Raw genomic sequence first — 8,682 nt, 5'->3', positions numbered from 1 at the left:
CCAGCCCCAACCACACAAAACCGGCACTTTAAACTAGCTACTAGAGTATAAAAAAGAACCCTACCTTTAAGATAGAGTTCCAAGGACCATCAACACTATTTGACAAAGTCCCAAAAATATTCTTTTTTTGCCAACTAATTTTAATTAATTGCCAAAATCCAAATATTTTTGCTTAACTTAAGCCTATTTATCGGTGCCCAACTTTTTATTTGAAATAAGCCAGTGCCCAATGGAACGCATTATTTTCCACGATCACTTGACCACGTTCCCGTAAAACAGCCGCACCAAAGTTCACAGCTTGCCCGTATTCATACATATTACTCATAAAGTCCTTGATTCGATCAGCTGACACATCATGGGTATCAAATGCTAGATCAAGGTAATATTGAGAATTCAGCAAGTACAAACTAGCAGTCACATCAGTTTGACCGACTGTCTTAACTAATTCAATGAAGTCTTCAAAATCAGCAAACCCTACCAGGTAGTGCTTAATTGCAACTTCAGTTCCTAACTGTTCTGTTTCTCCACCATTCAAATCGGTTCTTCTTTCATCTCGATAGTTTTCAATATGATTGCGAATGTAATCTGCCACGTCATCATTGACGCCAAAGCCATTCATATTTAATTGCTCGAGGGTTTTCTTAATTTCATCAGTTGATGCGTCATTAACATGACTATCCGCCGGGTTATATGGCATTTTATCCAAATTATTAGGATCAACCTTAGAAATAAAAAGTTCTAAGCCGTTTCGGTTAGGCAAGATCTGAAAAGTCACGGCATCAATATTTCTAAATTCTCGGTCAACATCGACTTCGTCTAAAATGCTATAAAAGAAACTTTCAATTTCGTTTTGGCTACCTAACAGATCCAGGACTGTAACGCCACGATCGGCTAAATCCTGGTTCTCTAATAGAACTCGGATCGTATTGTCGTTGATTTTTTCCATTTCCATCTGTGGTCGCCCCACCTTTCACTTTAGCTAACTGTTTTTGCTAACTTAACAATTAGTTTGATTGTACCACTCATTTGCTGAAAAATATACCATCTCAGCCATTTTAATGTAGTCTGACTAAGCTTTCCAAGTTCCTACACTAAAGGTCATTCAGCTAGTCTAAATTTCTCCTGTAACCAACTTGCTTCTAGTGCTAATTTCTGAGCCAACCTATCAAAAAAACCGCCGGTTGCCCAGGCGGTTAGCTTGTTTTTCTTAATCTTAAAATCCAGCCAGAACTTGAGCCTGACGTAGTTCCATTGCCCGCACATCGCGAGGCAAGAAACGCCGGATCTCATCTTCATTATACCCAACCTGTAGTCGCTTATCATCCATGATAATTGGACGGCGCAACAAGCCAGGATTCTGACGAATTAAAGCAAATAATTCTTTTAATGGAAGCTCATCTAGGTCAACATCGAGATCCTGATAAACTTTAGAACGCTTAGAAATAATTTCTTCCGTCCCATCTTCAGTCATCTGTAAAATTTGTTTAATTTCATTGACACTCAGGGGCTCAGAAAAAATGTTGCGTTCCTTAAAAGGAATATTCTGTTCTGTTAACCATGCGCGAGCTTTCCGACATGAAGTGCAACTTGGTGACGTATATAATGTAACCATGTAAATCGCTCCTTTAATAGTTAAACCCTTTTTAAACAACATATTCTCTACACCATTCATTATACACTAATCAGTCAAAAATAAAACCTTATTTTTAAATATTTTTATAAAAAATCAGTCAGTTGTTTATAAATAATATAAATTGCCCCAAAAAGTGCCCTTATTATTGGACTATTTTTAATTAGATAACTTTTATTTCATTCTAATCATCATTTTAAACTAATAGTTAAAAATGTTTTAAATTTATATGTTGCAAAATATATAGTTTGATTTACCGGCCGGTTAACTAAAACAAGGTCAATTTTTATATCCAATTTAATGAATAAAAAAACAAGTACCTACTAAAAAAGGACTTGCTTTTTACTGTTTATTTTACTAAATTTTTCCATAAGACAACTTCTCCAGTTGCCAATGAACGCTTAACATCGATAATTCGCTGATTAGAACTGCCACGAAATTGCAAAGTTAAATCCTTTAAAGGTTCCATAAAGCGGCCGTCAACTAAAACATCAATTTTACTTAACATTTCGAGCTTGTCTGCTGACTCTTGTTGTAATTCATCCCACTGATAGCCAGTCCATGACCAAATATCTTTAGTATCTCCATAGGTGGCACGCAGCCGGTCGATCAATGATAAACACACCTGAGTATTTAAAAATGGTTCTCCGCCGAGTAAAGTCAACCCTTGGCAAAAATCCTGCCCTAGATCTGCAATGATTTGATCTTCTAGCTCCTTAGAATATGGTCTGCCATAATGAAATTGTTGGGCGACTTTATTATAACAGCCAGGACAAGCAAACATACATCCGCTCACATATAAGCTGCACCGAACCCCTTCACCATCGACAAAGTTAAACGGTTTATAATCAGCAATATATCCCTGCGATAGTTCACTTGCCAGCCATTCTTTGGGCTGCGGATTTTTTGGTCCCCGCGGTGTTCTGGTTCGTCGCGTTCGTTGACGACGTGCCGGTTTTTCACTCGTTTTCGACTGCTGGTTTAACGTCTTTTGATCAACAAAATCCGTATCTCCGTTGATCGTAATTCGAATTTGTTCTCCCATTACCTCATCTCTCTTGAAACATTTTTTTGTCGCGATGAAATTTCCACATGGCGTCCATGAACCATCGGTCGTTGCAATGGATTCCCCAAATAGCCGCAGGTACGCTTGACACAATCACATGTCTTTGGATCATGATTACCACAGTCTGGACACTCAAAACCGCGAGCTGTTGCCTTAAATTCACCCTGGAACCCACACTGATAACAGTGGTCGATCGGCGTATTCGTTCCAAGATAGCCAACCTTATCATAGGCCCAATCCCAAACTGCTTCTAGAGCTTTAGGATTTTGCCGTAAGTTAGGATATTCGCAGTAATGGATAAAACCACCCGCAGTATACTGGGGATAGTCCATCTCAAAACTCAATTTTTCAAAAGGAGATGGATGTTTACGGACATCATAGTGAAAGCTGTTCGTGTAATATTCTTTAGCGGTAATGTCCTTGATCTGCCCAAATTTTGCTAGGTCTAAGCGACAAAAACGATCGGTCAAAGACTCACTCGGAGTTGAGTACACACTAAAATGATAGCCGGTTTCTGCTGACCATTGCTGGCAATGGTCATTGAGTACTTTCACAATTTCCACAGTAAAATCATGGGCAGTTGAATTAGTTTCCCAGTTGGGACCGAAAAAGGCTGTCCCCACCTCGTACAATCCAATGTAACCTAAAGAAACCGTCGCACGTTCATTTTCAAACATCGACTTCACGTCATCAGTGGGACGCAGTCGCTTGCCAAAAGCTCCATATTGATATAAGATCGGCGCATTTTCTGGTGTGGCTTCTAAGACACGTTTAACCTTAAAATCTAGGGCAGTTTTAGCTAGCTGCAGCCGTTCTTCTAGAATTTCCCAGAATAACTTAAAATCTCCCTGGGCCTGCAAGGCGATCCGTGGTAAATTAACTGTGACTACTCCCAAATTCATTCGACCAGCGTTAACCTCAACTCCATCTTCATCATGCCAACCTTGTAAAAAGGACCGACAGCCCATTGGCACTTTAAAACTCCCAGTAATTTCTTTGATTTTGTCATACATTAATACATCGGGATACATTCTCTTGGTTGCACACTCTACCGCTAACTGTTTAACATCATAGTTAGGATCGTCGGGAGCATAATTAATGCCCTTTTTAATCGTAAAAACTAACTTAGGAAAAATTGCTGTCCGCTTTTCTTTCCCCAAACCAGCAATCCTAATTTTTAAAATTGATTGTTGAATTTCACGTGCGATCCACGAAGTTCCTAAACCGAAACCCAATGTCGTAAACGGAGTTTGTCCTTGTGAAGAGAACAATGTATTGATTTCATATTCCAAGGCTTGCATCGCATCATAAATATCTTTTTTTGTTCTTTTTTTAGCGAACTGTTCAACTTTAACCGGATCACTGATAAACTCAGCGCCTTCATGCAGGTGCTTCTCATAGTTTTTAGCCGCAAATGGTTCAAGTAACTCATCGACTCGATCAGCGGAACAACCACCATATTGGCTAGAGGCGACATTTGCGATAATTTGTGACATCTGTGCCGTCGCTGTTTGGATCGAGTGCGGACTTTCAACCTCAGCATTGCCAATTTTAAACCCATTGGTCAGCATCTCTTTAAAATCGATCAAGCAACAGTTGGTCATCGGACTCCAAGGGGTATAATCCAGGTCATGATAATGTAGATCACCACGTAAATGAGCTTTAGCGACGTGTTCTGGCATTAGTTTTAAGCCCAACGTCTTACCGACAGTCCCAGCGGTTAAATCACGCTGAGTATTAAACACATTACTATCCTTATTGGCATTTTCATGAACCAATTCTGGATCCTGTGAGAGTAAGCGTTCCAAACGTGCCCGTGGATCAGTTTGCTCTTGCCAAGATTGTTCTTCTTTTTGCCGGTACCTCAAATAGGCTTGTGCTTCGTCATGATAGCCAAAATCTTCCAGGACCTGCACCATCTTTTGCGCTAAATCTTGTGCGGTAATTGAACTTTGACCTTGTGATGAAGTCAATAACGCATTTAACAAAGTTGGCGTTTCTGTGGTTAGATTTAAGTTGCTGAGTACATTTTCTAATTTATAAAGCTGGAATTTCACTGGATAACCATCACGTTTAACAACTTTGCTTGGTAAGCTAACTTTGATTTGCAAATGGTCTTTGACATTCATCAAGTGGATTATCCCCTTTCTATTTTTTTGAATTCAATAGTTATTTTTTAAGATTAAGGCCCAATATGTTGTTCCTCAATAGTCCGTATCATACTATATATAGATTTCTTTTACAAATTGGACAAAATATATTTCAAACGCACAAAGCCCATTAAAAAAGCATGTCTGCCCAACAAACATGCTTTCAAAAAAATATTTTTAATTTTTTGGTTTGAAACGTGATAGTTGTCCTTGAAATTCATCTTGATAAGCTGAAACATCACGAAAATGTGTACTAATAGAATAATCTGCCTTTTCACCGTGTAAACTGTAATCAAGTCCAACTGTTTCATCCGCTTGAGAAACACGCATCGGCAAGAATTTTCGCAGTACTAAAATAATTACCACAACTACGATCGCGGTAAAAACAATACTAAGGATCGTCCCTAACAGCTAGATCCATAACAGCTTCATTCCCCCACCATAGAATAATCCATTGTCAGTCACAACTGAGTTAACTTTATGGGTAGCAAACGCTCCAACCAAGATTGATCCCACAATACCCGAAACACCGTGACAGCCAAATGCATCTAAAGGATCATCAAATTTCAACCGTGGTTTAATGAAATTAACAAAACAGTAACTACTGATCGTACACAACATTCCAATGAAAAATGCACCAGTATTAGTCACATACCCTGTCCCAGGCGTGATTCCTACTAAACCACATAAAGCTCCCGTACAAACTCCAACTAGGGTCGGTTGACCTTGGAAATAAACTTCAAGGCCCAACCAGGTCAGCATTGCAACCGCAGTAGCGACAGTTGTGGTTAAAAAGGCGTTGATAGCGACATTATCCATTCCAAACGCTGAACCGGCATTAAACCCATACCAGCCGATCCATAAAATCGCAGTTCCTAACAGGACCCAAGCTAAATTATAATGTTCATCACTTTTAGTTAAGCGTGGCCCTAGGAAAAGAGACAAGATCAATGCTGTTACACCAGCATTGATATGGACCACAGTACCACCAGCGAAATCTAAGACCCCTAAAGATGCCAATAAACCGTCTGGCGTCCAGACCATATGTACTAGTGGATAATAGACTAATAAGCTCCAAAAAATAACAAATACCAATAAAAAGTTAAATCTCATTCGTCCAACGATCGCACCTACAAACAAAGCCGGTGTGATCATGGCAAACATCATTTCAAAGACTAGGAAGCTCGCATGTGTTAATCCCATTTGCGAATCCTTGATTGCATTCAAATCAAAGCCGCTCAAAAAGAAATGACTAACTTGCCCCACTATCCCGCCAATATCTGCACCAAAGGACAGCTCATAACCTACTGCAATAAATAAAACTACCGATAGTCCACAAAGAACAAAAACAGATAACATTGTATTTACCACATTATTCTTTGAAACTAACCCCCCATAAAAAAATGATAATCCGGGTGTCATACTAAAAACTAAAATTGTCGCAAGGATCAAAAAAGTTGTATTCACAGTGTTCATAAGCATCCTCCTTAATGTATGTTATAAATTCTAACATATAGTCGGTGGTATGCAAGCTATTTTTTAAAAATAAGTGGGTTTAATCAACTTTTCAGCAATTATATGTTATATTTTATAACATTGGTCTACCGAATAATCCTGCAGTACATGGTTTTTCCAAAAAAAGACCAAGACAACTGTTATGTTCTTCAGCATGGTAACGGTGATTTGGATCGATAATACTGTTAGATAAGTGATCGAAGTAGATACTGGACAACAATTGGACAACAGAAATTTAAACCAAATAACCACTGATTTATCCATAATGTTTTTCACATCTAAAACTGCATAAAAATAGCGGTGACTGGTTGGCCATCGCTTTAATCTTTTACTTTTTCTACTTTAATTGGTTTATCCAATAGTTTATCAACGTAAAATGTCGCAAGCCCTCTTTTTTCATCCCCCCCATTCATGGTAATATTTAAAGCAGTCTTTTCCCCATTAATTAGAACCTCATTTTGGCGATCAGCAAACCCAAGAGGAACACAAATAAAAGTCTTATTAAGTGATTCAAAAATTTTAATTTCATCCATTTTTTCAGCTTTCCTTTCCAATATTCTAGGTTTATTTTTGTTTGAGTAATTTCATCTTGACTTAAGTATAACTTCCTTGAACATCAAAACCACCTTTCGGGTCATACCCTTGGCAAAAGGAGCTTCATACCGCCCCGCCAAACTACACATACAGTTCGGCTGATGTGGGTAAGCTGGCACCTTATCGAACTTGTAGACACTTTCACCGTGTAAAAAGTAATATCTTCACAGAAATCACAGGCACTTGCCTCCGCGAGCTATTTATTGTATTCAAGTCCAGTATCTCTGTAAGATTCCAATTGAGTGGCACTAATCACCTTGGTGCCACCTCGAGTCGAGCTTTCAGACTGTCCATATTACGCCAGATGCGTTCTGAAAACGTCACGCCATCCAATTGAGCCATGACTTTGCTCATCGTCCATTTAGCATTCGTCTGCTTCAAACTCATACCTAGAATACCGGCTTGACGCTTATATTCTGTCAGATACTTCTTGCTGAATTCCGCAGTCATGTGATCGTTGAGCTCGTCAGAACAGCACTTAGCGCATAGTCACTTACATTTAAAATGAGCCAAACGACGATTAAAAACAAATTTTTGCCTTTTAAAAATTTTTACCGAAAAAAAAGGACATGACTTCTGTCATGTCCTTTTTAATGATACCGGTGATCGGGGTCGAACCGATACTCCCTCAACGGGAACTGGATTTTGAGTCCAGCGCGTCTGCCAATTCCGCCACACCGGCATATCAACAAATTTAATTATACTACATGTTAGCGCCTAAAGCAACTAAAGGCGGTAACCGGATTTGAACCGGTGATGAAGGTTTTGCAGACCTCTGCCTTACCACTTGGCTATACCGCCATTCTAAAGGAACAAATCCCTATTGGGATAGCTGGATTCGAACCAGCGCATGTGGGAGTCAAAGTCCCATGCCTTACCACTTGGCTATACCCCAATATTAAGGGCGGTAGGTGGGGGTCGAACCCACGCGTGCCGGAGCCACAATCCGGTGTGTTAACCACTTCACCACTACCGCCATAAATGGCAGGGATAGCAGGAATTGAACCCGCATCGACGGTTTTGGAGACCGTTGTTCTACCTTTGAACTATATCCCTATAATTAAAATGGAAGGGAGTGGATTCGAACCACCGAACCCGAAGGAGCGGATTTACAGTCCGCCGCGTTTAGCCAGACTTCGCTACCCTTCCAAAATGGCGCGGGACGGAATCGAACCGCCGACACATGGAGCTTCAATCCATTGCTCTACCGACTGAGCTACCGAGCCATTTGAAACAAAAAACTAATATAATTTTACTAAGCTTCCCTAGTAAAACGGTCCTAGCCGGATTTGAACCGGCGATCTCCTGCGTGACAGGCAGGCGTGATAAACCCCTACACCATAGGACCGAATATGTAATGGAGGATACAGGGCTCGAACCTGTGACCCTCTGCTTGTAAGGCAGACGCTCTCCCAACTGAGCTAATCCTCCATGATGACCCGTACGGGATTTGAACCCATGTTACCGCCGTGAAAGGGCGGTGTCTTAACCACTTGACCAACGGGTCATTTATCTACGGAGAGTAAGGGATTCGAACCCTTGAAGGAGGGCTTTCCCCCCTTACATGATTTCCAATCATGCTCCTTCGGCCGCTCGGACAACTCTCCATCAATAAAAACTCCGGCAGGCGGACTCGAACCGTCGACACCCTGATTAACAGTCAGATGCTCTACCAACTGAGCTATGCCGGAATAATAAACAAAGCGCGGCAACGACCTACCCTCACA

The 8,682-nt window shown here is 40.3% G+C and carries 5 protein-coding genes, 12 tRNA genes and 1 pseudogene; all 18 read right to left on the bottom strand.

Annotated elements, in window-relative coordinates; all coding sequences use genetic code 11:
* Positions 1 to 205: 205 nt before the first annotated feature.
* The gene (locus tag LPAF129_RS10905; RefSeq protein ID WP_244057120.1) at positions 206 to 952 is read right to left on the bottom strand and encodes an adaptor protein MecA; all 747 of its coding nucleotides are present in this window, start codon (positions 950 to 952) and stop codon (positions 206 to 208) included.
* Positions 953 to 1,213: 261 nt separating this feature from the next.
* Positions 1,214 to 1,612, bottom strand: a complete 399-nt coding sequence (gene spxA, locus LPAF129_RS10900) for a transcriptional regulator SpxA (RefSeq protein WP_244057118.1) — start codon at positions 1,610 to 1,612, stop codon at positions 1,214 to 1,216.
* A gap of 367 nt (positions 1,613 to 1,979) precedes the next feature.
* Positions 1,980 to 2,675 (bottom strand): anaerobic ribonucleoside-triphosphate reductase activating protein, encoded by a 696-nt coding sequence (gene nrdG / locus LPAF129_RS10895; RefSeq protein WP_244057116.1) that lies wholly within the window; start codon positions 2,673 to 2,675, stop codon positions 1,980 to 1,982.
* On the bottom strand, positions 2,675 to 4,825 hold the full coding sequence (gene nrdD / locus LPAF129_RS10890) for an anaerobic ribonucleoside-triphosphate reductase (protein ID WP_244057122.1): 2,151 nt from the start codon (positions 4,823 to 4,825) through the stop codon (positions 2,675 to 2,677). Before nrdD ends, nrdG begins: the two co-directional genes overlap by 1 nt.
* A gap of 198 nt (positions 4,826 to 5,023) precedes the next feature.
* Positions 5,024 to 6,322, bottom strand: a pseudogene (locus tag LPAF129_RS10885) (ammonium transporter).
* Between the two features lie 359 nt (positions 6,323 to 6,681).
* Complete coding sequence (locus LPAF129_RS10880; RefSeq protein ID WP_244057114.1) at positions 6,682 to 6,894, bottom strand: hypothetical protein; 213 nt, start codon at positions 6,892 to 6,894, stop codon at positions 6,682 to 6,684.
* Positions 6,895 to 7,552: 658 nt separating this feature from the next.
* Positions 7,553 to 7,637, bottom strand: a tRNA-Leu gene (locus tag LPAF129_RS10875).
* A gap of 48 nt (positions 7,638 to 7,685) precedes the next feature.
* Positions 7,686 to 7,756 (bottom strand) — tRNA-Cys (locus LPAF129_RS10870).
* A 22-nt stretch (positions 7,757 to 7,778) separates the two neighbouring features.
* Positions 7,779 to 7,850, bottom strand: a tRNA-Gln gene (locus LPAF129_RS10865).
* 8 nt (positions 7,851 to 7,858) lie between these two features.
* Positions 7,859 to 7,931: transfer RNA gene (locus tag LPAF129_RS10860), tRNA-His, on the bottom strand.
* A 6-nt stretch (positions 7,932 to 7,937) separates the two neighbouring features.
* Positions 7,938 to 8,011, bottom strand: a tRNA-Trp gene (locus tag LPAF129_RS10855).
* A gap of 10 nt (positions 8,012 to 8,021) precedes the next feature.
* Positions 8,022 to 8,104, bottom strand: a tRNA-Tyr gene (locus LPAF129_RS10850).
* 4 nt (positions 8,105 to 8,108) lie between these two features.
* Positions 8,109 to 8,181: transfer RNA gene (locus tag LPAF129_RS10845), tRNA-Phe, on the bottom strand.
* Between the two features lie 48 nt (positions 8,182 to 8,229).
* Positions 8,230 to 8,303: transfer RNA gene (locus LPAF129_RS10840), tRNA-Asp, on the bottom strand.
* Between the two features lie 10 nt (positions 8,304 to 8,313).
* Positions 8,314 to 8,386, bottom strand: a tRNA-Val gene (locus LPAF129_RS10835).
* A 4-nt stretch (positions 8,387 to 8,390) separates the two neighbouring features.
* A tRNA-Glu gene (locus tag LPAF129_RS10830) sits at positions 8,391 to 8,462 on the bottom strand.
* 9 nt (positions 8,463 to 8,471) lie between these two features.
* Positions 8,472 to 8,562: transfer RNA gene (locus LPAF129_RS10825), tRNA-Ser, on the bottom strand.
* Positions 8,563 to 8,573: 11 nt separating this feature from the next.
* Positions 8,574 to 8,646, bottom strand: a tRNA-Asn gene (locus tag LPAF129_RS10820).
* Between the last annotated feature and the right edge of the window lie 36 nt (positions 8,647 to 8,682).

This window comes from Ligilactobacillus pabuli (assembly GCF_022836475.1).
Classification (GTDB): domain Bacteria; phylum Bacillota; class Bacilli; order Lactobacillales; family Lactobacillaceae; genus Ligilactobacillus; species Ligilactobacillus pabuli.
The sequence above is the reverse complement of the archived record's forward strand: the minus strand, read 5'-3'. Positions and strand labels throughout refer to the sequence as shown.

Bases quoted from the DNA above. Each gene is read 5' to 3' on its own strand.
- nrdG (WP_244057116.1), bottom strand. From the start codon at position 2,675: ATGGGAGAACAAATTCGAATTACGATCAACGGAGATACGGATTTTGTT.
- nrdD (WP_244057122.1), bottom strand. From the start codon at position 4,825: ATGAATGTCAAAGACCATTTGCAAATCAAAGTTAGCTTACCAAGCAAA.
- LPAF129_RS10880 (WP_244057114.1), bottom strand. From the start codon at position 6,894: ATGGATGAAATTAAAATTTTTGAATCACTTAATAAGACTTTTATTTGT.
- LPAF129_RS10905 (WP_244057120.1), bottom strand. From the start codon at position 952: ATGGAAATGGAAAAAATCAACGACAATACGATCCGAGTTCTATTAGAG.
- spxA (WP_244057118.1), bottom strand. From the start codon at position 1,612: ATGGTTACATTATATACGTCACCAAGTTGCACTTCATGTCGGAAAGCT.